The organism is Bosea sp. ANAM02 (assembly GCF_011764485.1).
Classification (GTDB): Bacteria; Pseudomonadota; Alphaproteobacteria; order Rhizobiales; family Beijerinckiaceae; genus Allobosea.
On record NZ_AP022849.1, the window covers coordinates 253738 to 279867 of the forward strand.

Annotated in this window: 26 protein-coding genes; 13 read left to right on the forward strand and 13 right to left on the reverse strand. The window is 62.6% G+C overall.

The window, feature by feature from the left end; translation table 11 throughout:
* Positions 1–25: 25 nt before the first annotated feature.
* The gene (locus OCUBac02_RS24945) at positions 26–922 is read right to left on the reverse strand and encodes a hypothetical protein (RefSeq protein WP_173050292.1); all 897 of its coding nucleotides are present in this window, start codon (positions 920–922) and stop codon (positions 26–28) included.
* Positions 923–1037: 115 nt separating this feature from the next.
* Between OCUBac02_RS24945 and OCUBac02_RS24950 the strand changes: the two genes are divergently transcribed.
* Positions 1038–1832 carry a hypothetical protein gene (locus OCUBac02_RS24950; protein ID WP_173050294.1) on the forward strand — a complete coding sequence of 265 codons (795 nt, stop codon included), beginning with the start codon at positions 1038–1040 and terminating at the stop codon, positions 1830–1832.
* Here the strand turns inward: OCUBac02_RS24950 and OCUBac02_RS24955 are convergent.
* Complete coding sequence (locus OCUBac02_RS24955) at positions 1811–2332, reverse strand: hypothetical protein (protein WP_173050296.1); 522 nt, start codon at positions 2330–2332, stop codon at positions 1811–1813. The two genes, OCUBac02_RS24950 and OCUBac02_RS24955, sit on opposite strands and share 22 nt — an antisense overlap.
* A 465-nt stretch (positions 2333–2797) precedes the next feature.
* The gene (locus OCUBac02_RS24960; protein ID WP_173050298.1) at positions 2798–3739 is read right to left on the reverse strand and encodes a hypothetical protein; all 942 of its coding nucleotides are present in this window, start codon (positions 3737–3739) and stop codon (positions 2798–2800) included.
* Positions 3740–3956: 217 nt separating this feature from the next.
* Between OCUBac02_RS24960 and OCUBac02_RS24965 the strand changes: the two genes are divergently transcribed.
* Together OCUBac02_RS24965 and OCUBac02_RS24970 are read left to right on the forward strand one after the other, a co-directional pair.
* Positions 3957–4709: a hypothetical protein gene (locus tag OCUBac02_RS24965; protein WP_173050300.1), complete on the forward strand. Its 753-nt coding sequence runs from the start codon at positions 3957–3959 to the stop codon at positions 4707–4709.
* Between the two features lie 20 nt (positions 4710–4729).
* The gene (locus tag OCUBac02_RS24970; RefSeq protein WP_173050302.1) at positions 4730–5353 is read left to right on the forward strand and encodes a hypothetical protein; all 624 of its coding nucleotides are present in this window, start codon (positions 4730–4732) and stop codon (positions 5351–5353) included.
* Positions 5354–5355: 2 nt separating this feature from the next.
* On the opposite strand, the gene dut is transcribed toward OCUBac02_RS24970, so the two are convergent.
* Positions 5356–5847 (reverse strand): dUTP diphosphatase, encoded by a 492-nt coding sequence (gene dut, locus OCUBac02_RS24975; protein ID WP_173050305.1) that lies wholly within the window; start codon positions 5845–5847, stop codon positions 5356–5358.
* Positions 5848–5903: 56 nt separating this feature from the next.
* On the opposite strand from dut, the gene OCUBac02_RS24980 reads away from it, so the two are divergent.
* Complete coding sequence (locus OCUBac02_RS24980) at positions 5904–10841, forward strand: strawberry notch C-terminal domain-containing protein (protein WP_173050307.1); 4938 nt, start codon at positions 5904–5906, stop codon at positions 10839–10841.
* Between the two features lie 7 nt (positions 10842–10848).
* Complete coding sequence (locus OCUBac02_RS24985; protein ID WP_173050309.1) at positions 10849–12738, forward strand: PcfJ domain-containing protein; 1890 nt, start codon at positions 10849–10851, stop codon at positions 12736–12738.
* Here the strand turns inward: OCUBac02_RS24985 and OCUBac02_RS24990 are convergent.
* Together OCUBac02_RS24990 and OCUBac02_RS24995 are read right to left on the reverse strand one after the other, a co-directional pair.
* Positions 12665–13519, reverse strand: coding sequence for a hypothetical protein (locus OCUBac02_RS24990; protein WP_173050310.1), 855 nt, complete (start codon positions 13517–13519; stop codon positions 12665–12667). The genes OCUBac02_RS24985 and OCUBac02_RS24990 overlap by 74 nt on opposite strands.
* Complete coding sequence (locus OCUBac02_RS24995) at positions 13516–13734, reverse strand: TraR/DksA C4-type zinc finger protein (RefSeq protein ID WP_244639328.1); 219 nt, start codon at positions 13732–13734, stop codon at positions 13516–13518. Before OCUBac02_RS24995 ends, OCUBac02_RS24990 begins: the two co-directional genes overlap by 4 nt.
* A 156-nt stretch (positions 13735–13890) precedes the next feature.
* Between OCUBac02_RS24995 and OCUBac02_RS25000 the strand changes: the two genes are divergently transcribed.
* Positions 13891–14223 carry a hypothetical protein gene (locus tag OCUBac02_RS25000; RefSeq protein WP_173050312.1) on the forward strand — a complete coding sequence of 111 codons (333 nt, stop codon included), beginning with the start codon at positions 13891–13893 and terminating at the stop codon, positions 14221–14223.
* A gap of 114 nt (positions 14224–14337) precedes the next feature.
* Here OCUBac02_RS25000 and OCUBac02_RS25005 read toward each other — a convergent pair whose 3' ends face one another.
* The 3 genes from OCUBac02_RS25005 to OCUBac02_RS25015 form a co-directional block, all read right to left on the reverse strand.
* A complete protein-coding gene (locus tag OCUBac02_RS25005; protein ID WP_173050314.1) occupies positions 14338–14727 on the reverse strand; it encodes a hypothetical protein in 390 nt (129 codons plus the stop codon).
* Between the two features lie 30 nt (positions 14728–14757).
* Positions 14758–15876: a M50 family metallopeptidase gene (locus OCUBac02_RS25010; protein ID WP_173050316.1), complete on the reverse strand. Its 1119-nt coding sequence runs from the start codon at positions 15874–15876 to the stop codon at positions 14758–14760.
* Between the two features lie 86 nt (positions 15877–15962).
* Entirely contained in the window at positions 15963–16727 is a 765-nt protein-coding gene (locus OCUBac02_RS25015) for an EipB family protein (protein ID WP_173050318.1), read from the reverse strand.
* A gap of 158 nt (positions 16728–16885) precedes the next feature.
* On the opposite strand from OCUBac02_RS25015, the gene gmk reads away from it, so the two are divergent.
* A complete protein-coding gene (gene gmk / locus OCUBac02_RS25020; RefSeq protein WP_244639330.1) occupies positions 16886–17560 on the forward strand; it encodes a guanylate kinase in 675 nt (224 codons plus the stop codon).
* Here the strand turns inward: gmk and OCUBac02_RS25025 are convergent, their stop codons facing one another.
* From OCUBac02_RS25025 to OCUBac02_RS25040, 4 genes are all read right to left on the reverse strand, one after another.
* Positions 17561–18742 (reverse strand): deoxyguanosinetriphosphate triphosphohydrolase family protein, encoded by a 1182-nt coding sequence (locus tag OCUBac02_RS25025; protein ID WP_173050320.1) that lies wholly within the window; start codon positions 18740–18742, stop codon positions 17561–17563.
* Positions 18742–19950, reverse strand: coding sequence for a hypothetical protein (locus OCUBac02_RS25030; RefSeq protein ID WP_173050322.1), 1209 nt, complete (start codon positions 19948–19950; stop codon positions 18742–18744). Before OCUBac02_RS25030 ends, OCUBac02_RS25025 begins: the two co-directional genes overlap by 1 nt.
* 70 nt (positions 19951–20020) lie before the next feature.
* Positions 20021–20413 carry a hypothetical protein gene (locus OCUBac02_RS25035; RefSeq protein WP_173050324.1) on the reverse strand — a complete coding sequence of 131 codons (393 nt, stop codon included), beginning with the start codon at positions 20411–20413 and terminating at the stop codon, positions 20021–20023.
* A gap of 108 nt (positions 20414–20521) precedes the next feature.
* On the reverse strand, positions 20522–21352 hold the full coding sequence (locus tag OCUBac02_RS25040; RefSeq protein ID WP_173050326.1) for a hypothetical protein: 831 nt from the start codon (positions 21350–21352) through the stop codon (positions 20522–20524).
* A 125-nt stretch (positions 21353–21477) separates the two neighbouring features.
* Between OCUBac02_RS25040 and OCUBac02_RS25045 the strand changes: the two genes are divergently transcribed.
* From OCUBac02_RS25045 to OCUBac02_RS25070, 6 genes are all read left to right on the forward strand, one after another.
* On the forward strand, positions 21478–22308 hold the full coding sequence (locus OCUBac02_RS25045; protein ID WP_173050328.1) for a hypothetical protein: 831 nt from the start codon (positions 21478–21480) through the stop codon (positions 22306–22308).
* Complete coding sequence (locus OCUBac02_RS25050) at positions 22305–23081, forward strand: hypothetical protein (RefSeq protein ID WP_173050330.1); 777 nt, start codon at positions 22305–22307, stop codon at positions 23079–23081. The genes OCUBac02_RS25045 and OCUBac02_RS25050 overlap by 4 nt, the downstream gene beginning before the upstream one ends.
* A 12-nt stretch (positions 23082–23093) precedes the next feature.
* The gene (locus OCUBac02_RS25055) at positions 23094–23564 is read left to right on the forward strand and encodes a hypothetical protein (RefSeq protein ID WP_173050332.1); all 471 of its coding nucleotides are present in this window, start codon (positions 23094–23096) and stop codon (positions 23562–23564) included.
* Between the two features lie 21 nt (positions 23565–23585).
* Positions 23586–24269 carry a ribonuclease HII gene (locus tag OCUBac02_RS25060; RefSeq protein ID WP_173050334.1) on the forward strand — a complete coding sequence of 228 codons (684 nt, stop codon included), beginning with the start codon at positions 23586–23588 and terminating at the stop codon, positions 24267–24269.
* A 64-nt stretch (positions 24270–24333) separates the two neighbouring features.
* The gene (locus tag OCUBac02_RS25065) at positions 24334–24699 is read left to right on the forward strand and encodes a hypothetical protein (RefSeq protein WP_173050336.1); all 366 of its coding nucleotides are present in this window, start codon (positions 24334–24336) and stop codon (positions 24697–24699) included.
* A gap of 2 nt (positions 24700–24701) precedes the next feature.
* Positions 24702–26084: a hypothetical protein gene (locus OCUBac02_RS25070; RefSeq protein ID WP_173050338.1), complete on the forward strand. Its 1383-nt coding sequence runs from the start codon at positions 24702–24704 to the stop codon at positions 26082–26084.
* Positions 26085–26130 lie beyond the last annotated feature (46 nt).

Sequence of the window (26130 nt, forward strand, 5' to 3'; positions counted from 1 at the left end):
CCCACAAGGATTGCTCGTACGATTCTCAGGGACGGCGGAAGATTTCGTCCTGAACACGGCGCCTGACAGCTTCCGCGTAGGCAATGTCGTAAGCGTTCTTCGATTCCATCGTGACATCGTCCGCGAGCTTCACGAGGATCGAAATGGTCTCAGGAGTGAAGCGTCGGATGAGCGCTGCCGCCTTGTTGAAGCGCAGGATCATCTCGCGAGTCGTACGCGACGTCATCGTCGGGGGGATCACAGCGCCGGACTCGTCCTGAACGATGAGATCTGACGGCCGCTTCTCCCAATCGCGCCACTCCAGCCGGCGCTTCAGGATGATCAGCGGCTTGTCCATGATCTTGTTGAGATGCTCCTTGCCCTGCGCCTCTCGCCAGCCTTTGACGGCCTGCGCGTAATCCGGGACGAAAAGGAGACATTCGTTCACGTACTGGATGGCCGCATTCAGGTCCTTGTCGCTCATAAGCATGAAGCTCTGACCGAACATCTCCGCGGACGAGTCCTTCATGCTGACGGGGTCAATTTCGAATTCCAGCAGCTGCGAGCACTGCGGGAATTTGATCGCGTCCTTCGCAAGGCCGGATGCGAACTCGTCAACTTGGATCGAGCGCTCAGCCACTGGGAGGACCTTGTCGCGGGCACCTTCGATCATCGCGCGCCAGTTGTTGCCGTCCACCATAGCACCCTGTTTGGAGTAGCCATGGCAGGCCCGCGCGAGGTCGATCACCTGCTGGTAGTCTTTCTCGGCCCAGCGAATGGCCGGCTTGCCGAAAACGGTTTTGAACTGGAGCAGGTTCAGCCGGGTGTCTCCCGCGCTGGTCTTCAGTAGCGGCGCACAGGCCTTGTCGTACTCCTCGGCACTCCATTGCGATCCCGTCCGGGCCGGGCCCTGGTCCTGTGCCAGGGCGGCGACGCCGATCATCGAGGCACCGATGATTGCTGGGAGGGCGAGCCGGAGCAAAACGATTCAATCCTTGTGAGTATCGAAGGATTATCGCCTATGATTCTTAATCCAAGCAAGCTTTCGGAGACCTGCCTTGCTCGCACCCGCGCTCGTAGTTGTTCAAGCCGCTCGCGGTCTGAAGCTCTACCTCTCCGAGGCCGGCCTCTGGCGGCTCGGCGCCGAACCGCGTCATCACAAGGCGATCCTCAGGGCCATCGGCGAGTCGCTTTCGGAATTTGACCGCCTAACGGGGCAGTCCAAGGATCCGACAGGGGCGCTCCTCGCGCTCATCCGAGCACCAGGCTCCGAGATCGACATCTCGCGCCTGGTGGATGAGCTTCGAGCCGGCGGACCAGGTGTCCGGGCCGAAGCAGTTTTGAACCTTGTCCCTCAACCCGGCGAGCTCGGGCCGCCTGATGCCGACCCTTCTAGCCCTGACGGCTACTTCCACGGGGTCGACAACGTCCCGAACGATTTCGCCCGGAAGTATGTAGATCCGGAGCTGGAGCGTAAGCTGAAGGGAGAGGCGCCCGACGAGGAAGTTCCAGATGGGCCGAGCTCCACGTCCTCTTCTCCGCGGCCAGGCCCGAAGCCTGGTTCGAAGCCTCGACACCTGGAATTGATGAAGGCTGCCGGCCTCGGGGTCATTCAGGAGCGGTTGCGAGCAATCTTGTCCCGGGTAGATCCCGAGGACAGCCCTCGACTGAAGGCTGTGATCGGTGGGTTCGCCGCGGTGCTCGAAGAGATTGGCCAGGGCTACACGCCTACCGGCACCTTCGTTCGTATGAAGCCGGAGACGATCAGCAAGCTGCTATCCCTAACCCACGACCTCGACCTCGTGGATCGCGAGCTCTCCGACGTCCCGCATTACAACTTCGGGCCCCGCTGATCGTCCGAATCGGACTTTCTGATCACAATGAGCTCGTGAGTGAAGTCATCACGCTCGACGATCTGGACGTCTGCGCTGTCGCCGAGCTCCCGTTGGAGTTTCGTCTGCTGCATGTAGATTTCTCGGGACTGGAGCGCCTCTCCTGTAGCAGGGTCGTAAAAGTCGTCGTGCCACTCGTAGGCGTCGCCAAAGTGGGTTGCTACGGCCTCGTACTCCTTCTGACGCAGCGCGGTGAGCATCAGACGAAGCGCTTCTTCCTGGGTCAGCGGGATCTCCAGGTCGTCGCTCCGATAGATGATCGCTGGGGCGCCGGTGATGAGACTTTTGAGGCCGGGGATAGGCTTCAGATCGAGGATGGCCTCGGGAGTTTGGATCCCCGTCATCAGCGAGCTCGTCGGATTGAACTCCAGGATTCCGCCGGCGTGCTCGACCTGAATTTGGAGGACCGCCAATCCCGTTTCCTTCCGGTTACGTGGGGTTGGGTCAATGTTGAAAGGCATTATGGGCTCCAGCGGTTTCCGGGCCAGGCTGGACTTGGGTAGGCTCGATGTCGAGTCGAACACCCCTCATCCATCGAACGGCATTCGCTTTTGACGCCGCCAGCGACGCAAGGCAATCTACGGTATGTTCAAGAAGGCGTCCGGTCACCTCAACGGGGCTCCGCTGACCGGATGGTCGACGGCCAAGCCGACCAAGCCAGCGACGTTTGCAGGCGCCAACAGGCCTTCCGCGACCTCGGCCTATTCCCGTCAGCGGCGATCGTTCCTAAAGGTGCTCATCAGCCGTGCCTCCGAGCCCGAGCTTCCCGCCCTGGAGATCCCAACCATTCTGCAGGCCGAGGTCGCATCAGCAGGAGGACTTCAGGCCTGGGCGGAGCGAGAGCTGCCTCGGTTGAAGGCGAAGGTTGACCCGCTGAGCTGGGTCCTAGGTGGACCCAGAAAGAAGAAGCGCAAGAAGCGATCGGCCTAGTTCGCTACCCGAACTGGCGCTGCCGCGGCGGATTTGGGCGGCTGGATCTGCAGGGGTTGCGCAGGTGACGTCACGACCTTGGGCCTGCGCTTAGGCGTCGCCGACTTTGCGATTTGTGCCTTCGCGACGGATGGCTTCACCGCTGGAGCGGCCGGCGTCGCGGGGCCGAGAGCAGCGATGTCGACCACCGCCTCCGGTGGGTCGAATGGCGTGCGCCAGCAGCTTAGCCCTTGCCTGCGCCCCGGCTGATAGATCTCCGCCTCGCGCTCGATCCCGGGGACGAGCTGACACTCAGCCGGCGGGGTCCAGCTCTTCACCAGAGCAGGCCAGGTCTTCGCCAGGGCGATCGCGGCCGCCTTCGCCTCATGCGGGACACTCACCGCCTCGTCTTCACCGCGGATGCAGTCGAGATCAAGGTGCCCGGCCGCGAGGCATAGCCCATCCCGTTCTATTGTGTCGGTGATCGGGCCGGCACTCAGCATCAGCCATCCGTCGTTGGTTTGGGTCACCGAGGGGACGAGATAGGCCAGATGCGGCTCGGCGATCAGGATGCGCTGCCAGTCCGCCAACGCATCCATCGGATCCTTCGAACGGTAGATTGCGAGTCGAACCCAATTCGCCGATTTCGGTCGCATCGATTTCGGGTCTGAGGACGTCGGACGCGCTTCGGTGACGCTCTCGGCCGTCCCGATCGCTTCCCCACGAAGAACGCGCAGCGCCGCGCCGAGCCCAATTTGCGGATCGGTCGAGACGCCTGTGCTGACGGCCAAGCCCGGATCGGGCGGGATCAGGGCGTTCGGCGCATTCGCATCGGTGGGAGCAAGGGTGATGCACGTTGCGCCTGGATTGCGATGAAGAGCTGTCTCAGATGCGCCTGCAGGAACATCCCCAGGGTAGCGTTCCAGGTGAACGGTGCGCCCCTTGTCGGTGCAAAGCAAGGTCCAGCCTTCCGCCCGGACGTCCGGCGCAGATAGCATGGCAATCGCAAGCAGAGCGGCTGCGCCCCAAATTCGCAAAGGAGAGAATCCTCAATTCTTGATCGGCGAGATTATGCCCGCCGACGACGACATTCGCATCGCGAAGTTTTTGCTCATCCACCGCGGCTTGTGGCTTTCCTGAAAGGATCCCTTCATACCCTCGGAAAGCGAGGAATCGATGCAGTCGCGAAGCGCGCCCATCGTCGTTTTGAAGGTGAACGGTATCACGATGCCCGTGGACATCCGCGAGCTCTCACCGCGAAGCATTCGGTTGCTCAATCGAGTCGACAACCGGATTCTGACACCGTTTTTCTACGCTCTCGGCATCGACAAGCGTCATATCGAGCTCGACCCAGCAACGCTCGTCCGGGCGTCTGGACGTCTCAATGAACCAGCCGAGATCTATTTCACGGCTCTCGCGCCGGCCGAACTCCAATCATCGAACTCCGAGCTTCAAGTCGGACGATATGGCAACCCGCGGCTGCTGGAGACCGTCATCAAATGGCTGGATGCTTCGGCAAAAATCATCGAGGACGCGGCGGCTTCGCGGGAACGCCACTTCGAGAAGGAGCACGCGGCCCTCGATCGAGAGATCAGTGAGTGGTTCGAGCAGCTCTCTCGCGTCGCCCGTTCGGATCCAACACGATTGCTCGTTGGTCCATCCGGCCGGGTTGAACGTGAAGGCGACGAGATTGTCGTCAACTGGCGCGCCGTGCCGCTTGCGCGCACGACGGGACGTGCAAACGGCCTTTATCTTCGTATCCGTGACCGTGCCGATCGCGAAGGAGCGCCGTCAGCGCACGCCTGGCTGATGCGCCAGCCGGAAATGAAGGTCGTCCTTCAGGCGCTTGAGGCCGCGCTCACCAAGAAGATGCCGTCTCAGCACCCAACCGAGCCTTCCGCTCCCGGCGTCCCGGGTCCCCGCTTCTAACCAACCATGAGAGCCGCGCTATGACCGATATCCAGACCTTCGACGTCATCGAAGCCAAAGCGAATTTCGATCGCCTTGGCGTCGAGGATACCATTTCATCCATCCTCGAACGCTATGGCCACAGCGCCGACATCCTGGAGTCGACTGTGCCCGGCGTCGTCGCATTCACCCGCATCGGCGACTACGGGGCGTTCCCGGATTACCAGCGCATCGCAGCTGCGATTGCCCGTGAGACGGGCCATGAGGTCCGTGTCATGGCGAACGCCGACTGGACGTTCGACGATCGCTGCGATGAGGAAGCAACCTTCGTGCTTTTCGGCATCGAGGGCTTCGACGCGAGCTACGAGGACGAGCATCGCAACCGGATCTACGCGGTCGATCCCGAGTCAGCCCTCACCGATCAGGCCTTCGAGGACTACAGCCGTGCACTGAAGGTGCTGGACCTGCGCATCGAAGAGCTTGCGGTGAAGTCCAAGCAGCTCGCCGCGATCGGCCAGGCGCCCGACGAGTCGGAGCGCGAGCAGCTTGTCGAGATGCGGAAGTCTTTGGGCGTGGAGGACGTGGCTGCCGTCGCGGCTCTCCTAAAACTGGACTGGCCGGGGGCCCTCGCAGCGGCCGAGCCGGCGGCTGCGCCTGCGCCCTGAAATCAGGCTGATCGGCCGGTGGATCCAAATCCGCCGGCCCCGCGGTCGGTTTCATCCAGGTTCGCGACTTCGGCGAAGGCCACCTGGTTCGAGCGCAGGAAAACCAACTGCGCAATTCGGTCGCCGGATTTGATCTTGATCGGCGGGTGCCCTGGCGCAACGATCGCAGCAACCATCACCTCTCCGGTATAGTCCGGATCGACGATCTCGGCGACGAGATGAAGCCCTTCGTTGCCCAGGCCGGAGCGAGGGGCTACATGGGCGTAGAACCCTGCAGGTGGCGTCAGAGCGATTCCGGTAGGCAGACGGACCACAGTGTGCCCGATCTCGGAGATCGAGCCCTCTGGATCGAACAGGTATATGTCCGCCCCGATGGCGCCTTCGGTTTTATAGGCGGGAAGTTTTGCATCCGGGTGGAGCTTGCGGACTTTCGCCTCAGGAGCAAAATTTGCGTGAGTCATGACGCTTTCGGGTTTGTGGGTTTCGAGGATCATTCCGAGAATGACGGTGTCAATTCCTTGGTGCGACACGAATCTTCGAGCCTGAATCCATGACCAATCAGCCCTGGGTAGATCTCTCTGAGTACGGCCTCCAGCTCAAGCTGGTCCGCTCGTTCAGCGGCGTCTCGAACCTCGTGTTGCTCGGGGAATCCAATATCGTTCGCGATCTGCACACTCCGGCGAACAAGCTCGGTTTCAAGCCCCACCAGACGAACAAGAAGCTGCTCTTCAAGGTAGCCAAGTTCGACGACAATGGCGCCCTGACCGAGAAGATTTCGGTGGATGCGTTCCGTCCCTTCTTCCCGAAGGCGAAGGCGGATACCTACGAGCTCGAACGGCACTATGTCGACCTCGCAGCGAGCCATGCTGCAGACAAGCCCGTCGATCGCCCACAAGATGCAGCGGCCACGAAGGGCGTTTCGGCGCGCGTTCTGTCCGGCGGTCATCCGCTGGGCTTCAATCGCTTCGTTCAGGAAGTCTACGAGCTCAATGGTGAGCGCTATATCAAGGACACTCGCGGCATGGCCGTCTCCGAGCGAGACGGGACGACGCCGGGTCTCTTTCTGCGCGCGCCGGATGCCGAGTCCCTCGCCATCTGCGCGGAGGCTTTCGTTGAGCAGGCTGCTCGTGGGCGGGTCCAGCACGCCGCAGATCTGCAACGCTTCATTTCCACGATCGGGCACCAGGGGCCGGTGGCTGAATTTACCGACGCGGTGACCGCGGCGCTCGGCCGGCACCTCGCCAAGCGGGGCGGCAGCACGCTCGGAGACGCCTTCATCGCCGCGTCGAAGATGCATGAGGCCCTGCCCTGCCTCCACGACACGAACGGGGCCTTTGTCGCGGGCCCGATGGCCGTGGCTTCCCAGCGCATCCTGGGTCTCGACCCCGCGCTGACCGACCGGACGATTGCAATCGACGACGCCGGTCCGGGCTATCTGCTGTCGCATATGCCGAAGGGCGCCAAGTTCGAAATCCGAGCTGACTCCGAAAAGCATGCCGCGGCGCTGCGGGCCGTGGCCGCTGTCCGTGGCCTGAAGGATATCGAGTTCCGTAAAGGCGGGCTCCAGTCCTCCGATGCGCGCGGCCTCTTTGCCGATGTCGGTAGCAACCACTCCGCGATCATCCCCCAGCTCGGCAAGATCGCGACCGACGGCGTCGGCGTGATCGTCCTCGACGCTCCGAAGAACGATCAGGAAGAAGCAAAGCTCGCTGCCATCCGCGATCAGATCGCTCGCGAATGGCGCTTCGAAGCCGAATCCACCATCGACGGCGGCCTCTGGGGCGGTCATCCCGACCTTTCGGGTCGGATCATGCTCGCCATTGCAGGTCGCCGCTCTGAGCCGTCAGAAGACGCTCTGCCGCCCTCCCCGCGCCCGATCCATGACTGGACCTCGCTCTGGACCTGGACAGCCGAGATCGTCTCGAACCGCGCCCGTGAAGCGGATCGCTCGCGCCTCGCGGCTTCGGCAAATGTCGAGCTGAAGGGTGACGCGGATCCCAAGTCGATCAACTCGTTCCAGGTTCCGTATGCGAGCGCGTCGCGCGTCGGAAATCCGTCGACGATGGTTCCTCGCAACCTGGAAGCGGCGACCCGCGAGGCGCTCGCCCGTGTCGTTCGCCAGCACGGCGACGTCGACTCCTTTGTGGCCAGCGAGTTCGGCTACTCGAAGGAGGATCTGGCCCGGATCTTTTCGCCGGAGCAGATCGACGCCCTGGCGCTTTACCTCCACGCGGACGAACGCGAGCGCGGGTTCCTGATCGCTGACCAGACCGGCGTCGGCAAGGGCCGTACCCTTGCTGCGATCCTGCGTCGGGCGGCGATGCGTAACGAGCGGGTGATGTTCCTGACCGAGCGCCAGCAGAACCTCTCCGACATCTGGCGCGATATCGTTCACACCGAGTCGGCCGCTCACTTCCTGCCGATGGTGCTGAACGACTCCGTCTCGATCATCGACGAGGCGACCAAGAAGGTCGTCATGCGCGGCGCGGCGCGCGAGGATGTCGACGCGATGCTCGATTCCGGCGCCTGGCCGGCCGGCGTCAACTTGATCCTCGGAACCTACAGCCAGTTCAACCGCGAAGTCGTCGCGGGTCAGAGCACCACCGAGGGCGACCTCACGAAGCGCAAGTCCGCCTGGCTTCGCGGGGTGATCGACACTGACACCAAGCTCGTTCTCGACGAGTGCCACAACGCAGCTGCCTCGACGTCGAATGTCGGCAAGAACATCAAGGCTGCCGTCGATAAGTGCGGCGGTGTCGTGTTCTCATCCGCGACCTTCGCGAAGACGGCCGAGCACATGGACCTCTATTGGAAGCTCCTCCCGGAGGGGCTTCTCGATGGCGAGATGGCGCTGATGATGCAACGCGGTGGCGAGACGTTCCAGGAAATCCTGTCGGCAATGCTGGTTCAGGATGGCGTCATGATCCGCCGGGAGTTCGACCTCTCGCGCGTCACGTATCGCACCGTCGTCGACACCCAGCGCTTCGATCGGAACCGCGCTTACATGGACGCGGTGGCGCCCATCCTGGCCGAATTCGTCAAGTTTGCCGCCTCCTGCGACCAGACGGTTCAGGACGAGCGCAATGCTCGTGCGAATGCCCCGGACGGCGAAGCCGGCCCGGTTCACCAAGCGTTCCGTTCTGGTTACGGCAGCCCGCTCTACACGATCTCGCGGCTCTTCGTGGCAGCCCTGAAGATCGACGTCGTCGTGGAAGATGCGATCCACGCGCTGCAGAACAACCGCAAGCCGGTCATCGTCGTCGAGAACACGGTCCAGAGCCTACTCGAAGAGCTGGCCGAACAGGACATCGAGGTCGATGGCGCCGTCGTCGCCGACTTCCGTGCTCTGTTCCACCGCATCCTGCGGAAGATGGGCCAGCGGACGCTCAACACGCAGAACGGCGCGGTGCGCGACCTCACGGCCGACTATCCCGAGCTCAAGGCTATCAGCGATCGCATTCGTCGCCTGATCGAGCAGCTGCCGGATATCCCGGCCAGCGCCGTCGACGAGGTCAAGCGCCGCATCAACGAGACCGGCTTCACCTGTGACGAGATCACCGGCCGCACGCTGGAAATCCGCGGCGGGCGCGTTATGCGTCGCCCCGCGTCCAATCCGACGGTGGTCAAGAACTCGTTCAATTCGGGTGATCTCGATGCGGTGATCATCAACAGCGCCGGCGCGACCGGCATCGACCTCCATGCAGGCTCTCGCTTCGAGGACCAGCGTCAGCGCGTGCTGCTCGAACTGCAGGCGCCGGCCGACATCCTGCGGAAGATCCAGGGCCATGGTCGCGTCAATCGGTACGACCAGGTCGAGGATCCGGAGATAACCTCGTACCTGTCCGGCCTGCCGATCGAAATGCGGCTCGCCGCCATGGAGAACGCCAAGCTCCGCCGCCTGTCGGCGAACACCACCTCTAATCGTGACGCCGCGATCCTCGTTCGCGATATCCCTGACCTCATCAACCCGGTCGGCGATATCGTCTGCTCGCGCTATGCGGAAGCCCGTCCGGAGCTCATGCGCCGCCTCGGCTTCAAGGTCGACGAGATCCAGCTCGGCGCGCAGGGCAACCTGGCGATCGAGACGCAGTCTTCCGACAAGCTTCGCTCCAGCCTCAAGCAGCGCACTCGCCTCAAGGTCGAGAAGTCGGTTCGTGGCGAGGAGACGGAGGTCTCCGACAACAAGCGCACGGCAAACGAGATCCTGGCCCGCCTGATCATGCTCCCGGTCTCGCTGCAGGAGCGCGTCTGCAACGAACTGACCGCAGAGTTCCATGCTGCGATCGAGGAGCTTGAGGCTCGCGGGCAGACGCCGCTGAAGACCCACGAGCTTCCTGGCATCGTCCACGTCAAGGAGACGAAGAGCTTCGACGGCGTCGAGTCGGAGGACGTCGACTCGCTCTTCCATGAGCCCCTCTACGCGGTGACCGGCGCGCTGGAACGGATCGGTACGCCGATCAAGACCGACGGCCTCCTGGAGCGCATCCAGATCGGCGAAATGGCATCTGGCCGGGCTTTCGCCTGCATCGAGCGCCTTCAGAACGACCTCGAAGAGATCTTGCGTCCCTACCTGCCGGCAAACATGACAGTCGCCGATGCGCTGGCTCGTGGCCACAAGGAGGTCTCGCGCCGCAAGGATGCCATCGATCGCCTGATTACCGGTCTGGAGAAGATCAAGCCCGGCGTTCAGGTCACCTACAGCGTCGACGAGATCGCCGTCACGGGCGTCGTCACCCGGATCGAGTATCCGCCGCGCGGCTACGAGCACGTCGCGAGCACCTACGGCGTCGAATTCGTTGTGCCGGGCGATCAGCGCCCGCGCTCGATGCGTCTCGGCACACTTCTCAACGATCCCAGGTTCGCGGTGAAGCCAGGTCTGGAGTCGAACGATTATGAGAAGCTGCTGAAGGCGTTCGAGGATGCCGAGGCGCTCAACCTCCATCCTGTGACGCTCCTGACCAACAACCTGTACCGCGGCATGCGCTACAACACCGAGCACAACCTGGGTCGACTGGTCACGTACAAGGACTCCTCTGGCTCGTTTCACCGCGGCATCCTGGTGACGAACAAGAACCACCGCGACCTGAACTTCCCGGTGGGCATGACCGACAGCAAGATGGCCCAGGAGGCTGTCGCGGATGGCATCGAGCTCGTCGGGTCACCGTCCCTCTCGGACAAGCTGATCGCGCTGACGCCTGAGGGAACGGGCGTCAGGCTCCGTCTGCCGCCGCGCAACTCGCGGAAATACGGTTTCGTCTATGACGTGCCCACGATCAACGACTTCGCGCGTCGCGATCCGAGCCTGGAAAAGAACGGATCGGCCAACGTCCTGATCCAGGCCGATGAGGTCGCTGAGGTGGTCGACGCGCTCTATCGCGCTGGCGCGTCGCTCTTCGCCAACGGAACGAACCGCAAATGGGCGCAGGAGCGCATGCAGAGAATGAGCAAGAGCAAGAAGGCTGCTCCTGCTCCGGCGATGATGCGGTGAGGTCGAGATGACGAGCCAGAGCAAGGCAATGCGCCAGGAACTCATCAATCTGCTCGGTCAGATGCCTATCGCGACACGCCCCACCGCCGACGGTGGGGTCGAGGCTGCATCGTTGGACGCGACAGGCGTTCCCGGAGCTGTCAACTATCTCCGTGTGACCGGCGCCGGTGAACTGCTCGCAGTTCGCCGCACCGTGCGCGTTCTCAGCCCCGACCCCTTTTCCTCCTTTGAGGGTGCGTCCGCCTCTCCCGAGCGGGAGATCCCACTATCGGAGGCCCTTGACTGGTTTGGCCTTCGCGGTGGCGTCTCCGGCTACGCCAAGCAGCTTCTCGCAAGCTTCACGGTGCGCTTCCCCGAGGCGAATATTCCGGAAGACACGATCCTTGCGGTTGGAGCTGCCCAACTCAATGCTGCGCATATCGAGACCGTCGCGACCAAACTCGATTCCCGTGTCCTCCACGCCTTGCGTGCTGTGACGGTGTTCCACCAGCCGACTTACGCGTTCTACGCCAACCCGGCGCGCGCGGAGGTTCGCCTGCAGGCGGCAGAGGCCTACCCACTCCTGGCGCAGGATCTCGCGATCAAGCCGACGCTGAAGCTCGCCATAGACATGAAGAAGTCGCTGAATGACGCGCTGATGCGGGCCTATGGCGAGACAGATATCGGCGTGCCGAAGCTCTCGCGTAGTCTCCTGCGCCGACTCGACAAGCTCGACTGGAATGATCGCGGCACCGCGCCGAAGGTCCTGGTCGAGATGCTCTCGGCCGCGCCGCCCGACTGGTTCCCGACTAAGCGCGAGGAATTCGACGCCCTGCTCGATATCGTCGAGGGCGCTCTTCGGCCACTTTACGTCGAAATGCCCGACGGCATCTCATCGCTGCTGGAAGGAGCCAAGGGGCAGTGGGCTGATCTGCGCGCTCGCGCCGCGAAATCGGCTGCTCCGACGCAGCCGCCCCTGGACCTCACGGAAGACCAGAAGGCATCCTGGCAGCCGGTGCCCGACGAGAGCCAGGAAGGGCTTCAGCGCGCAGCGAACGGCGTCATCGACATGGTCCGCTCCTTCCGTGACCAGGTTGTCCTTCCGATCGCGATGTCCCGCTCTACGGAGGATGAAGCGTATCTCGGCCCGGAGAGCCTCAGGCTCGCGACTGACGCAGCCATTCGTCTTCTTCTCGCCAAAAAGGCGCTGCCGGCCGCGTTCGAGCTGCAGCGGGACTGGCATTCGCGGGTAACGACGATTCTCGCGGCCATCGGAACCGATGAAGAGCCGGAAATCGCGCGTGGCGAGATCAAGGCCGTCGCGGCTGATGGCTGGGCACCGCTCTGCGACGTCTGGATCGCGCCGAACGGGGTCCAGATCGTCCCTCTCACGGACAAGCGTGAGCTTCGCCAGGAAGGTAGCCGACTGGGGCACTGCGTCGGCGGTTACGACACGCGCGCGAAGGCCGGCGACTGCCACATCCTGTCTATGCGTGAGCAAGGAGATGGCTTTGACCCTGTCTCGCTCTCAACCGTCGAGATCGGGCGCGTCAACGAGGGCGTCACCGAACTTTCCGTGCGTCAGCACCAGGGTCAGGGCAACGGCACGCCGCCGAAGAAAGCCGTCGCCGCATTCGCGTGGTTCAAGGGCGAGGTCGAGGCCGGACGCATTCCGCTCAACCATGGCGGCATCATGAGCTACCTGTCCAACCGCACCCGTCCCACCGACGAAATCGAGATCCGTTGCGGCTACGACCGAAAGGACCTGGAGATCGTCGAAAGCGCTCTGCGTGCCTGGGAGCCCTTGATGGGTAAACGACTGCGTAAACTCAGCCTCGAGGAGTTCAGGAAGCTGCCTGAGATGGCTGATATCGTTCAGGCGTTGGCTCCGAGCTATTCGCCGGCTCTGCGCGTCTGACAGCTGCAGGACGATAGACAAGCCGCGGACGCTCCACGCCAGATCGGATAAAGCCCTTCCCTCGAAAGAGGGAGGCCAACCTCGTTCGCCAGCCTGGGGCGCCCCCACGGTCGTGAGCGGCTGGCGCTTCGGCAACGGTGAGCATCAAGAGGGCGGCAAGGGTAAACGGCAGCTCCATCACCACGTCACGCTGGGCTGTCTGCATTGCCGCCGCGATGTCCGCTTCACTCGCGTCTTCCAGCTCGGCCATTGCCTTTAGCTCGTCAAGCAGCTGCGGGGGGAAGTAGACGGTTGCCAGGTTGGTGATCCGCGCGAGGCATTCAGTCCAGCCGCGTCCGTAGACCTTCCGCGCCAAAAGAGCATGGACTCGCAGCTGGCTCGGTTTAAGGGCGACGGCTGCATATGAGTGGCGGCATGATCCGTCAGCAAACTCCCAGGCTGTCATCATGACGAGCTTGTCGGCCTCCGAGGGGTCGGGGCAAACGAGAACCCCGACGCGCTCTGGGTGGGCGGCGCCATAGAGCGCTTCGCTCCCGTCCTCCCGACGCGGCGCGTCCCGAAACTCGATCCAGTAACCGCTTTCCGGAATTGAGATGAGGTCGATGTTCCGCTCAATCGAAGCTGTCTGGGAATCGACGCAGGCCTGCAGCTCCACGACGGTGGCGTCATCGAGCACGAAGGCCTGTGCATGGTCGACGAGCTCGGCGAAATGCAGGTGCTCCGCGGCGCCGCGCAGGCCGCGGGCGTTGCTCGCGGTTTTGCTCTGAAGCGTGACCGTCACCGACGTTCGGCCAGCTGCTGGCAATTCACGCAACGGGTTGCGCTCGGTAGGGCCTTGATACGGGCGGCTGGGATCTCGTCGCCGCAGATCGCGCAATCGCGCTGCTCGCCCAGTCCGGGCTCAACCGCAAGAGAGGCCTGGATGTTGCGGATCTGGCGAGCTCTCATCAATTCATCGCGCTCGATCGCGAGGGAGATGTCGCTTTCTTCAGTCATGGCAAAACTCCGGAGCGATAAGGATTCTTCCTTTGATCGCCTCACAGCGAAGGTAGGAAGAGCTTCTTGGCCCCGTCAACCAAGAACCGTTACCGCGTTTCTTGACCGTCCACGGTTTCTCGCGGACACTTTCTGAAGTTTTCCGCGGAGCGATTCATGAAGCGCATCATCACCCTCCTGGCCCTCGCGACGCTGAGCGCCATTCCGTCAATGGCACAGGCCGGAGAATACGGTCGCTACGCGACCACCACCGAGCAGTTCGAGGCCGGCTTTCCTCGGATGATCGATGGTCGCTATCCGCTGAGCGCGCCGCCGAAGGAGCGTATCCCGGTCGGGGCTTACATTCCGCCGGTGGAGAACAGCTTCGCCAACGTGAAGCACTATCGCACCGGTGAGGCATCCGTGGAGAGCGGCCGCCGCTATCGCAGCAGCCGTGATCTCAAGGGCAACGCTCGCTACGATCGCTCGCGGGCTGCCTGGCGCCGCTGAGCAGGCTCAATCCTGCTTGATTTATAGCGAGACACTCCCCTGGAGGTCTCGCTCAACTTCCCTGGCTGATTGGTTATCTCTGGACGTTTCGGTCCAGGGGCGAGTTTCCTGGCGTTATGCCGCCAAATGCTCTTCGATCTGTCTGCATGTGACGGCGACCGCTTCCGCGTAAAGAGCGGTCTGATGGGCGGACGCGAAGAACTCCAACAATTCGGATTCGGCAGCTGGGATATCGAAACCCACGCCGACGCCCCCCAGTCCGGTCATTTGACGCATAAATGGGTCGACGCAATCGGCCAAGCTTAATCGCTCCGCTACGATGTAATGCTTGTAGGGGTCGATTTCGGCATTGATCGCCCAAATCGCGAATTCCGTATCTTCCTCGATCCGATCCACAAAGACCGTCACATTCCAGGATGCATCCCAGCCTCGCGGATTCACGCGCAGGCCTTCCCTACCACGTCGCGCGAGGTCGAGGATCTGCGTAGCGAGAGCGTCGTCCATAGATATCGCCTTTTGGCCAGGATTGGGGCACTAAGCCTTGCTGAACAAAGCCCAAAGGTCATTGATCGTCAGGGTCGTCATCAGCGCAAGCAGCAGGACAACCCCGACAGCCTGAATGCCGACCAGCAACCTGGCATTCAGAGGACGCCTGACGATACCCTCGATCGCGCAGATCAGAAGCTGCCCACCGTCGAGCACCGGCAGCGGCACAAGATTCACGACCGCCAAGTTGATGGAGAAGGCGGCGAGGATGAAGACGAAGTTGGCAATGCCATCGCTGATCGCCTGGGACGTCACCTCCGCCATCTTGATCGGCCCGCCGACCTCCGAGATCGGCCTTGTGCCGATGAAGAGCTGCTTCACCGCAATCACGAAGGCCCGCGTCTGCTTCCAGACGTCGCCGGCGCCATAGACGAGAGCGTCCATCGGACCAACCGTCTCGTGGACGGGATCACCCGACACGATGCCAATCCGGCCGATCGACTGGGTTCCCCCAATGCCCGTGATGCGCTCGACCCGGGGCTGAACCTTGATCGTGAGCTCTTCGGTCCCCCGAGCTATGCGTGCAACCGCGGGCTCGTTCAGTCGGAGCGAGATCTCGGAGAAAATATCGCCAAAGCTGTGGGTGCGAACCCCGTTCACGCTCAGAAAGCGGTCACCTGGCCGGATGCCAGCCTGTTCTGCGGCGCCGCCAACGACAACCTCGCGCACGACCGGTGGAACGACCGGTCGGCCGAATCCGACATACAGCGATGCGATGACGAGAAAGCCGAGAAGCAGGTTCGCGCCCGGTCCTGCCGCCAAAACGATGGCGCGATGCAGAGGCGGACGCCGGAGGAGATAGGGGGATTTCGGATCAGGCTTTCCGTTGCCATCGAGGTCGCTTGTGGAGACCATCCCAATGCCGTCACGGTCTCCTAGGAAGCGAACGAAACCGCCGATCGGGATGGCCCGCAGCTGCCATTCGCAGCCGTCTCTATCCCGGCGTGACCACAGCACTTTGCCAAGTCCCACCGAGAAAGTCGTTGGCTCGATTCCGAGTGATTTCGCTGCGAAATAGTGCCCATACTCGTGGGAGAACACGAGGATCGAGAATGCGATCAAGAACGGGATGAGGGCCCCAGCGAGACCAAAGACATAGTCGAGCATCAAAATTCCTCGAAGCGGCCGTCAGATTCTAGGACTGTGCCGAGTCCGATTGAAGTGGATCCCGGCCGTCGTTCACAGGCTACTGGTCAGCGGCAGGGCTGGGCAGGGATGAGTTCGAGCTTCTCGATGCGGCCGCGGCTAATACGCTCGCCCTCGATGACCTCGAAGCCAGCAACGACGCCGTTCTCGAACTCAGTCGCCTTCATCTCGAACGAAGGGCCGGCGTCCTGGAACGCCTCGCCGACGAAGAAGGCCTCGCGGGTATGCCAGGATTTCAGTCCCTGGAGCGCGCCGAGATCGCCGGGATCCGGCCGCCTCGGCTGAACGATGGTGGACACCTGTGCCGCCTTCGTTCCGAAACCGGGGGCGCCCAGGTAGGCAGGCATGCTCTTCATGATCGCGCCGGGCCCGCTGATGTCGATCGCGGAACGCAGTGCCTTCGTGCGGCTGATCGGGAAAAGCACATTGGCTGGAAGCTCCGCCCTCTGCTCCTCGGGAGCCACGATGCGGACGACCGTTGCGTCGTTCTCCCGTTCGGCCTGGCCTCGGAAGCTTTTGATCTCGGTCCCGTCCTGTTCGAGCGTGTCGTTGAAGGAATAGGATTTGCCGTCGGCGGATTCCCAGGTCGCGGACGTGCGAACGACCTTGCCGAAATCATTGTCGATCTCCAGGCGCCGGAGCATCGCGTAGCCACGGCAGGCGTCGCCGAGCAACTCCACCTCCATGCGACCCGTCGGCGATCCCGACTCGTCGGTCATCGAATAAGTCGCACGGTGCGATGCGATCGAAGCTTCGTCGGCGAGGGCCGGAGACGCTGCAGCCAGGACGATCAGGAGATAGAACGCGCGCATGAGACGACCTCGGTCAGCCGTTGAATTCTGAGCCTTAAGGAATAATCCATGAGGACGTGAGTATCAAACATTCAGTCCTCTGATTCACGCTATTCACAAGGATTGTGCCTTTCCTCCTGCGACCCGAGAGATGATGAACTGCAATCGGGTTTCTCCGCGTGTCGCTTCCGAACCAAGGACTGCTGCTCTCCCTTTCCTCCCCAAGCGGGGCGGGGAAGTCGACGCTTGCCCGTGCTCTCCTGAAGGTTGACCCTCGCTTCGTTCCTTCGGTCTCGATGACGACGCGCGGCCGGCGCCGGAGCGAAGGACACGGGATCGACTATCACTTCGTCGATCGTGCTCAGTTCGGGCGCGAGGTGGCCGCCGGCGGCTTGATTGAATGGGCCGAGGTCTACGGAAACCTGTATGGCACGCCGAAGGCTCCGGTGGAGGCAGCACTCCGCAGCGGCCGGGACGTCCTCTTCGATATCGACTGGCAAGGCGCGGGACAGATCGCGGACGCCTATCAGCTCAACAGTGTTCGTGTTTTCATCCTGCCTCCCTCAGCAGACGCGCTTCGATCGCGTTTGGTTCGACGTGCCGAGGATTCCGACGATGTCATTGCGCGCCGGCTCGCCGCCGCGGCGGAAGACGTCTCCCACGCAGCGGATTACGACTACCTCCTGGTCAACGAAGATCTTGAGGCATGCCTGTCGTCATTGCGGCAGATCGTGGCATATGAGCGGGCCCGGCGGCTGGGGCTGGAGGTCACCCCACCGCGCCTTGACTCCGATGCGGGGGACTTGCTCTTGGCTCTGCAGGACGATCTGGGCGTGCGCGCGCCGGCGCCCTGATCAGATCCTCGGGGTGAGCAATCGTCCCGATGCGATCGCCCGGTGCTGCGCCATTGCATATCGATCGGTCATTCCCGAGACATAATCTCGAACACGATCTGCGATCACCTGAGGGTCTGCTCCATCGAGCCCCTCGCTCCATTCGCCTGGCATCAACGACGGCTCTTCCAGGAACCAGGTTGCGAGCTCTCCGACGTTCCGGGCGGCTTCGTCGGCCTCATCCTTCACGGCGTCGCTCCAATAGAGGTTCGCGTACAGCCAGGACTTCAGCTCGCTCTGCAGGGCCGCCATTGGCTCTGACAGGCTGATTGACGCCTCTCGGCGGTCACGAACCTGGTCCGGGTGAGTCAGGCCTTCCAATAGCTGTGCGGAGGTTTGAGCGATGTCCGCGGCCATCCTTCCGATCAGGCCGCGGGAGATCTCATGAGCTTTTCGCTCCTGGTCGCTGACGGCATCCAGACCGGACGCGCGCCAAACGTGGTCGACCAGCTCAACTTCGCGAACCCGGCGCAGGTCGATGACGCCGCTGCGCACTCCGTCTTCGAGATCTGCCGCGAGGTAGGCACAGTCGTCGGCCAGGGCAGCAATTTGTGCCTCGGCGGAGGCATGCTTCGAGAGGTCAATGCCTCGGAGGCGGGCTGCCCTTCGAATGTCCTCAGGGACTGGCTTACCGGCGTGCTTCCCGATCTGAAGCCCGTCAGCCCCGACCAGAGGACCGTTGTGAGCGATGATGCCTTCGAGAGCCTCGAAGGTCAGGTCCAAGCCATCAAATGCAGCGTATCGCCGCTCCAGCCGCTCTACGATGGCTACCGCCTGGGCGTTGTGATCGAACCCGCCTCGGGCAGCGAGAACCTCGTCCAGGTAGTGCTCCCCGCGATGTCCGAGGGGCGGATGGCCTAAGTCATGCCCAAGAGCTACATTCTCCGACAGTTCTGGATCGAGATTGAGGCTCGCTGCGATGCCTCTGGCGATCTGCGCGACCTCCAGCGTATGCGTCAGCCGCGTCCTCACATGATCGCTCGGGAGCGAGAAGACCTGGGTCTTCAGGCTCAGACGGCGGAAAGCGGCGGAGTGGATAATTCGCTGCCGGTCGCGAGCGAATTCCGACCGCCCGTCCGTGCACGGCCCCTCGAAGACCCGTCCACGGGACGGGATCGTGTCTGCAGCGACCGGAGAACGCATCAGAATGCCGGCGCGTAGCGGTAGCCGCGCTCTGCGATGAGCTCGCTGACCCGCTCGCGCTCGGTCTCGCCGCCAAAGACCTCGACGATATCAAGCACGGCGTCCTCGTCGATCTGAACGTCATCGAGCACGCTGACGATCTGGTCCGCGGTCATGTTCGTCGCTTTCGCGATACCGGCGAGTTCGTCCTTGGGGAGGCCATACTGCACGGCGAGCGTCAGCGCACTGGCAGGATCCTCCTTCCAGGCCTCTTCCCGATTGGCACGGCGCTGTGAATAGCCCCATGCGACGGTATCGGCAGGGTTCGCGAGGTCGCTGTCGAAGCAGACGATGCCCTTGTAGAGGTCGACGAGCTCGGCGTCAGGAAGATCGTCGAGGAAGGAGCGGAGGCCCTGGGCTGAGCTGAACTCCATCCGGTGGTCGCGCCACTTGGACAGCACAAGCCACCCGCCGCTGCGACCCTCGGTCCTGAAGGACCAATCGCCTTCGTCATCACCAGGCCATGATTGCGCCTGGCCGTCGACGTAAGGCGACACCGCCTCGGCACAGATATCCCAGAAGAGATGTTCGTCCTTCTCGATCAGCGCCTTCCAGAGCGTGGAAAACGCCGGATCGGGCGTGAATTCGTGCGTCGTGCCGGTCCCGTCGAAATCCGTGGCCTTGATGTCCCATCCGAGGGCGTAGCCGAAGGCGCCGTTTGTGCTGTGCGAGCCGTGCTTGCAAAGGAAAGAGATCACCTCAGATCGGCCGCTAGCGGGCCAGGCATAGGCTCGATCAGGCTTTGCGTTCTCATCCAGCATCGCCTGCGTTCGGATATCGGCAGCAGGCGCGAAGGTGACATCGCGGTGGGTTCGCGCCTGATTGATCAGATCTCCCCGAGCCGGCTCGCGGCCAGTCAGCAGATCGTCTGCCGTGCCCGGGAAAAGACGGGGGTGGGTCCTCAGAAACAGCGAAAGCTGCGACCAGGGCATCGCCTTGATTCGCTCGAACTCCTCGATCTGCGCGGATTTTCGCGCAGCGATCATGTGACGATCGATGACGACGGAGACGTTGTCGTCGTCAAGGACGGCGATGCCGTTGACCTCTGATCCAATCAGGCCCATCGCCTCGAATGCATCGTACTGAACGATGGTGATGGCTCGATCGATGCCGAATGTCAGCCTGGCAATGTTGCCGTCGGAGTAGTGGTAGTTGCCGATCTTGGGCATCGTCATTCCGGGGTTCGGTGATGTTCGACGAAGCCTAGATCGGCCCGATGCAAGCCAGGAACGCTTTCGCCTAGGCAGCCTTCGCGCGCTGGTCGTTCTTCAGCTGCCAAAGGCCGATCGGGTGATGATGGCAGATCTTCCGCTTCGAACGAACATAGCCGACGAGCTCCCACATCGGATCACGGAACAGCGGGCCGATGCAGCGTGGATCGACGCCGGCAGGGATCGGGCACTTCTCGCGAACGTCGTCGGAGGTGATCTGGCCGCGTTCCTTGACGAGCTCAAGGGCGACGAGTCGAGCCTTTGCGAGCCATTCGGCTCGGGCAGCTTCGAGGTTCGGCAGGATCTCGGTCTCGAAATCCTGGATCGGCCGGGTGCGCGCGGGTGACGCCTGCCGAGCGCTCGGAGAGCGTGGCTGCTTGGAATTGGGCTTGCGGCGATCCTGGCTACGAGCCGGCTGCATGGGAGTTCCTCACAATTAATCCTTGTTAAGGATTGTTGAGGTCGTTCCTGAAAGCCACAAAACAGATTCTTCCAGAGTGAGAAGAAATCCGTGAATAGCGCCCCCGTTTCAACCGCGGCGCCGAGCCCAGTGCCCTTTGCACTGGCGCGATGCCAGAGCTTTTCCAGGCATGTCGCCGGCGTTGCGCTGCCGGATGATTTTCCAGGCTTCGATACCAGTGATGAATGCGAACTTCGCCTCTCCGCCGCCTTCTGCGGGCTTGAACATCAGCAACCGCAATGGGTAAGCGTCGATTGGCTCCGAGGGGATTGACCCGTCCGCAGCCCTGACGAACGACGGTTCCGCGAACACGATACTGTTCGCGGGCTGGTCAAGTCCGAACATTTCGACTTCTTCGGGAGCGAGAGAGAGCTCTCCGCGGAGGGTGAATTCCTCCAAATAATCGACGGCGGTGGCCAGTGCTGAGCGATCATCCTCTGCAATGGTCTTCAGGACCTCGACGACGGTGGCGTTCGTGCAATAGGCGGCCGGCACGAGGTACGAGACGCCGTCTCGTTCGGCCATTTTCTGCTTGTCGAGGTTCTTGAGCGTCCATTCGTGCTTGTGACCCGGAGGAACCTCGACGCGGATTCCGCCGAGACCGATGCTCATGGAGAACCGGCGCGTCGTCGTGCGCATCTTGGACATGGCCGCAACCTTCGCGAGCCAGCCGTCTGGCGCCGCGCCTTCCAGGCCCTTCTGCAGCTTTTCCAGCACGTCCTCGGGCTTCGAGCGGGTGTACCGCGGCACCACCCGCCAGGAGCGCCTGGCCCCGTCGAAATAGGCCTTCAGGCTACGCAGGACCTCACGGGTCGCCAGGTCGAAGCGCGGCGAAAAGACCTCGAAGCCGTCGGCAGTTTCGTAAATGCGGACCGTGCCGTGATCGTGGAAGCTGGCCATTCTAACCTCGCAAAGCCCCATCCACCGTGAATCGTATGGATTGATTGCTCCGTCCTTGACGAGAGCGTCGCAGAAAGGATTGTTTCGGTCCAGACCTGCTATAAGCCTCCCGCCTGGGGACGATTATGAACCTTCGTGCATGCACAATCATCGGTAGCGACAAGGGGGGCGTGGGCAAATCTTTGCTGGCGAACCTCCTGGTTCAGGCGCACGACATTGCTCGCGCCGACGCCCCAGACGTTCCGCGCGTCAACGTTGTCGAAGTCGACCACCAGCGTCGGCTGAGCGGCCTTTTGGGGGAAGACCGGATGTCGGTATCCCTGCCGGCGTCGGCCTCCATCGCGGAGAGCTCGGCCAACAGGTGGCTCAATGAGTCGCGCTACAACAGCGCCTATTCCGTCTGGGCGTCGGGCGATTCCATCACCGATTTGGGCGCCAACACGACAACGAGCCTGATGGATTGGGCACGTCACAACACGGTTCGCGAGTTCGCCCGCGAGGACGGCATAGCCTTCCGCTTTGTCGCCGTGGCGACGCCCGATGACCTCGCGATCCGCTCCGCTCACGCGGCGTTGAGAGACGCTCGCGATGCTTTGGGTGGAGAGCTCTTCCTGGTTCTCAACGACACTGCGGGCGGCGAGCAGGGTTACCTGCCCTACGAGAACGGCCGCGATCTCCCCGCGCTCCTCGACGATGCCCGCGGCTGGGGGGTGAAGGTGATCCGTATCCCCTACTGCGACTGCATGCTCTTCGCCTATGCCCGTGCGAGAGGCTACACGGTCGTCGATTTTCTCAGGAACAAGGATGGCGTCCTCGGTGAAATTCGGCGTGAAGCCAACCTCGATCCCACGACGGAGCGCTTCCAATTACGGAGGTTTACTGCCTGGGTATCGTCGGTTCAGATCGCACTCGAAGGGCTTTTCGCCCGCCCCGGTTCGGAATGCGTAGCAGCGTGATGCAGCCTGTGCCTGCTGTTTCCGATCCCGCTGCGCTGACAGGTTTCTTCTATGTCGATCCGGTCGACGGTCTCTCCTACAGACCTGCCGAGGCCAGCTCGGAATTGCGCCGCGATCCGACCGAGATAGAAGCCCTCCAGGTGATTACCGCCGCGCTTGCAGTGTTGCGAGCGCGCGGCCAGGTGGACCTGCCTGTCGACGAGATCCTCGTTCAGGTGATCGAGCGCCGTGACGACTTCATCGCCGATCTCCGGAACCGGATCGTCTCGGCTTTCGATCTGGGCTTCGCATGGCGCGGGCAGCTCACAGGACAGACGCTGGAGGACAGCCGCGCCGTCGGACGCACTTTGGGGAGCGATCTGTTCGAGGGGCTTCCTGTCAACTGTGACGCGGTCCCCTCTTTCGAGAGCGGCGACGCAGGCATGGTCCTCGCGAAAGCGGAAATCAAACGCGCGCTCTGGGAAGCCAGCGATCCGATTTCGCTCGCTCAACCGATCACTCCCGAGCCACGCCTTCCGCTGCCCGCGCCATCCGTCGTCGTTGGCGCCCAATGGTGCCAACCCAGCGATCAGCGCCAGCGGCAGTTCCTGCTGCGTTTCGAAGACGCCGATGTCGGAGATCTCGTCTACGACGATGAGGATCAGGCGCGCGCAGACTGGATACGGGCGACGGAGAACTGGAACTGCTACCTGTTCGGCGCGCTTGAAATCGCACCTGCACCTTCGTCTTCGTCGATTTCAGGAGACGGTGCGAGGATGACGCATCAGGCCTGAGCGAGAATCGACATGAACGAAGAAGCCTTCGCCCGTATCAAGAACCTGACTCCGGTGGACGCTGAGCCACGCATTTCCGTCGACGACGGTCCGGATCGCACTCTGCTTTATGGCTGGAGCGCGGCGATCGACTGGGGTCAGAACAGGACCTGGCACGTCTATAGCGAAGACGGCCAGCTCAATCTCTTCGTCTACGGTGGCCCGAAACCCGCCGGCGAAATCCGCATCGTCGACGCGAGCGAGATCACGAGGTCGGAGCTGTCTTCCAGCACGGATTCAATCCTGGTCTCGGGCGTCGAGCTTCCCGCCAAACTTCTTCCACCCCCGAAGCGCGCCTACCCCGCCGCATGCGACGAGGCATTTTCTGCGCGCCTGATCGAGCTCGGTGTGCATATTTCCTTCACCACTTTCGAAGCTCGCGAGGAGAAGGCGTTCTACGGGCTGCGGGCGTCTGAATTTCTGGCTCCAGCTCCAACGCCCTGAGGTCTCAAGGATCGGGAACCCATGCCGGATTTTTCGATCGAGAGCGGCCTCATCGTGGCCGGCCACCGGTTAATTTGCGGAGTTGACGAGGCTGGGCGCGGCTGTCTCGCTGGAGCAGTCACGGCTGCGTCCGTGATCCTGAATCCGAATGACCTGCCCGATGGTGTGGATGACTCGAAGAAGCTCTCGGCGGCGCGCCGAAGCGAGCTCTACGATCTCATCATGGAGAAGGCTCTCGGGGTGGGCGTCGCCTTCGTTGAAGCGTCAGAGATCGATAGCACGAACATCCTGATCGCGACGATGAAGGCCATGCGATTGGCTATTCACGAGCTGCCGATGCGGCCGGGATACGCTTGCATCGATGGAAACATCATTCCGCAGGAACTGCCGTGTCTCGCCTCTGCGTATGTCGGCGGAGACCGGCGAAGCCTCACAATCGCCGCAGCCAGTATCGTGGCAAAGGAGTCTCGCTCCCGGCTGATGAAGCGGCTTGATCAGGCCCTGCCTGGCTATGGGTTCGCAACCCATGACGGCTACGGAACGGACGCGCATCTTGAGGCGCTATCCCGCCTCGGTCCCAGCCCTCAGCACCGGATGACCTTCGCTCCTCTGAAGCCGTGGCGGACTGAACCGGAGGTGACCAAGCCAAGGAAGAGAAAAGCGCCGGCGCCGGCGCAGCTCTCATTCTTCGATGCGATCGCTTGAAGGCGATCTGGTGACTTTCAAGCTCGCGCAGCAACCTGTCGTGATGACATCGATTGGCGAGCCAATGACGACCGAACTCGACACCTCCATCCGCGACGCAGCAGCCCTCATTCTTGACCCCGACCTTCAGGGCTCCGTGCTCGTTGTATGCGTCGACGAGGTCCAACAGGACGGCCCTCCGCTCTACACGGGCATCGGCCGCGATTCTGAGGGCGTGTACCTTGAGGTCGGTCGTGACAAGGAAGGCGCCTACCTCGAAGGCACTGATGGTATCCGGAGACTGACTGCGGTCGACGCGGACATGCTGGAACTCGCCATTGAGCTTTCTCCCGACGCTGTAGTTCTCAAGGAGATGAGCTTCGAGACGCTCACCTCGCGCGAGTATCCGGTCAGCTTCATCGGGGATTTCGCGCCGAGTCCGGGCTTCTGAGCATGGCGCAGCGCCTCATTCTCGGAACGGTTCGCGGACGCATCGGCGGTCAAAGGCATACGGTGGCCTTGACCGATGGAAGCGTGCTGCGCGTCCAGTTCGAGGGTGAAGTGATGCCGCGCATCGGCGCTGACGTCATTGGCATCCTCGACGATAGCTCAGGCGAAAATCGCATCGAGCTCGTCCCCGACGTTGCCAAGCGCATGCTCAAGGGCAAGCGCACCAAGATCATTCCGTTCGGTCGGCCAGACGTCACAGCACGGATGCTCGCCTACCTCCTTGACGGGACGGGCCCTGCTCTCATCCGACCTGGTGTCGGCGGGATCATCGAACGCACTCCGATCATCAAGGATCCCGACCTCCGATGGGCTCTGAGCATCCTTGAGCCGGAAGCGGCTCGGCTCGGCCTTGCCCTCAACGTCGTGGATCCGCTCGCTCTCGCTGCGGCAGCCTGGACGGACCGCGACCTGGTCGACGCTGTTCTGCCAGCCGATGCATCCGGCGAGCGCGGTGCGCTCTCGGATCTCAAGGCCCTCATGGCAGACGCCTTCCAGCCGGCATGCCGGCGGACGCTCCTGGGGCTCGGCCGCGGAGCGAAGACGCCGTCCGTGGACTTCGTCATCCCCTACTCACCGTTCCTGACGGGTGCGACGTTTTGCGCGCGCATCGGTGGCGCCTGGCATTCCGAGTACGCCTTCCCGGCTATCTCCTCTGATGATGCACGCAGGCTCTCCTCGTTCCGCGAGATCTCGCTGAGCTTCGCGGCTCGCTATCTCGGAACGGTCTCTCGAAACTCGGAGGTGGCACGGCACCTCGAGGAGTGCTTCGCCGACGCGGCCGCCACGACGGCATTTCTTCGCTCGGGCGGCGACCCGGCTGCAGCTCTCCGCTTCGCCGCGTTTCGGGAGGCCGGCGCTGCGCGCTGGAATAAAGAAGGCTCCTGCCCGCCCCAGACCTGGTCGGCGATCCGCGCCGCGGTGTCAGCGGCTAGTTCACCCGATCTCCTGACCACAGACGATCTGCTGAAGCATGCTGCCTCCGTGGCGCTGATCCATGCGCCGCGCGGCAACGAGGCAATACTGGCCGGTGCCCTCAATGCGAGCGACAAGGACACCTTTATCGACCTGGAGACGGCAGGCCCCCATACCAAGGCCGCGCTTGAGCGCCATTTCCAGCAGGAAGTCGCGGAGAACGTTGCTCGGCTCGCATCCCACGGGAACGCGCTCGCCCGCATGGCCAAGTTTGCGCCGCTGATCGTCCCCATGGGCTTCGAGGACGCTTTCGAAGAGCTCGTGCGTCCGGCACTCGGCTCGATCGAGTCCGACGACAACGACATCCGCCCGCTCTCATTCTTGGATGACGAAGCGCCCGCGCTTCGCATGTGACCTCATCCCCGGATTTCTGGTCCTCATCGGCATTCAGCGTTCGGGC

What these genes read in the sequence shown, in the direction of transcription:
- OCUBac02_RS24945 (WP_173050292.1), bottom strand. Translation starts at nt 922, where the DNA reads ATGATCGGCGTCGCCGCCCTGGCACAGGACCAGGGCCCGGCCCGGACG.
- OCUBac02_RS24955 (WP_173050296.1), bottom strand. Translation starts at nt 2,332, where the DNA reads ATGCCTTTCAACATTGACCCAACCCCACGTAACCGGAAGGAAACGGGA.
- OCUBac02_RS24965 (WP_173050300.1), top strand. Translation starts at nt 3,957, where the DNA reads ATGCAGTCGCGAAGCGCGCCCATCGTCGTTTTGAAGGTGAACGGTATC.
- OCUBac02_RS24970 (WP_173050302.1), top strand. Translation starts at nt 4,730, where the DNA reads ATGACCGATATCCAGACCTTCGACGTCATCGAAGCCAAAGCGAATTTC.
- dut (WP_173050305.1), bottom strand. Translation starts at nt 5,847, where the DNA reads ATGATCCTCGAAACCCACAAACCCGAAAGCGTCATGACTCACGCAAAT.
- OCUBac02_RS24980 (WP_173050307.1), top strand. Translation starts at nt 5,904, where the DNA reads ATGACCAATCAGCCCTGGGTAGATCTCTCTGAGTACGGCCTCCAGCTC.
- OCUBac02_RS24985 (WP_173050309.1), top strand. Translation starts at nt 10,849, where the DNA reads ATGACGAGCCAGAGCAAGGCAATGCGCCAGGAACTCATCAATCTGCTC.
- OCUBac02_RS24995 (WP_244639328.1), bottom strand. Translation starts at nt 13,734, where the DNA reads ATGACTGAAGAAAGCGACATCTCCCTCGCGATCGAGCGCGATGAATTG.
- OCUBac02_RS25000 (WP_173050312.1), top strand. Translation starts at nt 13,891, where the DNA reads ATGAAGCGCATCATCACCCTCCTGGCCCTCGCGACGCTGAGCGCCATT.
- OCUBac02_RS25005 (WP_173050314.1), bottom strand. Translation starts at nt 14,727, where the DNA reads ATGGACGACGCTCTCGCTACGCAGATCCTCGACCTCGCGCGACGTGGT.
- OCUBac02_RS25010 (WP_173050316.1), bottom strand. Translation starts at nt 15,876, where the DNA reads ATGCTCGACTATGTCTTTGGTCTCGCTGGGGCCCTCATCCCGTTCTTG.
- OCUBac02_RS25015 (WP_173050318.1), bottom strand. Translation starts at nt 16,727, where the DNA reads ATGCGCGCGTTCTATCTCCTGATCGTCCTGGCTGCAGCGTCTCCGGCC.
- OCUBac02_RS25025 (WP_173050320.1), bottom strand. Translation starts at nt 18,742, where the DNA reads ATGCGTTCTCCGGTCGCTGCAGACACGATCCCGTCCCGTGGACGGGTC.
- OCUBac02_RS25030 (WP_173050322.1), bottom strand. Translation starts at nt 19,950, where the DNA reads ATGCCCAAGATCGGCAACTACCACTACTCCGACGGCAACATTGCCAGG.
- OCUBac02_RS25035 (WP_173050324.1), bottom strand. Translation starts at nt 20,413, where the DNA reads ATGCAGCCGGCTCGTAGCCAGGATCGCCGCAAGCCCAATTCCAAGCAG.
- OCUBac02_RS25040 (WP_173050326.1), bottom strand. Translation starts at nt 21,352, where the DNA reads ATGGCCAGCTTCCACGATCACGGCACGGTCCGCATTTACGAAACTGCC.
- OCUBac02_RS25045 (WP_173050328.1), top strand. Translation starts at nt 21,478, where the DNA reads ATGAACCTTCGTGCATGCACAATCATCGGTAGCGACAAGGGGGGCGTG.
- OCUBac02_RS25055 (WP_173050332.1), top strand. Translation starts at nt 23,094, where the DNA reads ATGAACGAAGAAGCCTTCGCCCGTATCAAGAACCTGACTCCGGTGGAC.
- OCUBac02_RS25060 (WP_173050334.1), top strand. Translation starts at nt 23,586, where the DNA reads ATGCCGGATTTTTCGATCGAGAGCGGCCTCATCGTGGCCGGCCACCGG.
- OCUBac02_RS25065 (WP_173050336.1), top strand. Translation starts at nt 24,334, where the DNA reads ATGACGACCGAACTCGACACCTCCATCCGCGACGCAGCAGCCCTCATT.
- OCUBac02_RS25070 (WP_173050338.1), top strand. Translation starts at nt 24,702, where the DNA reads ATGGCGCAGCGCCTCATTCTCGGAACGGTTCGCGGACGCATCGGCGGT.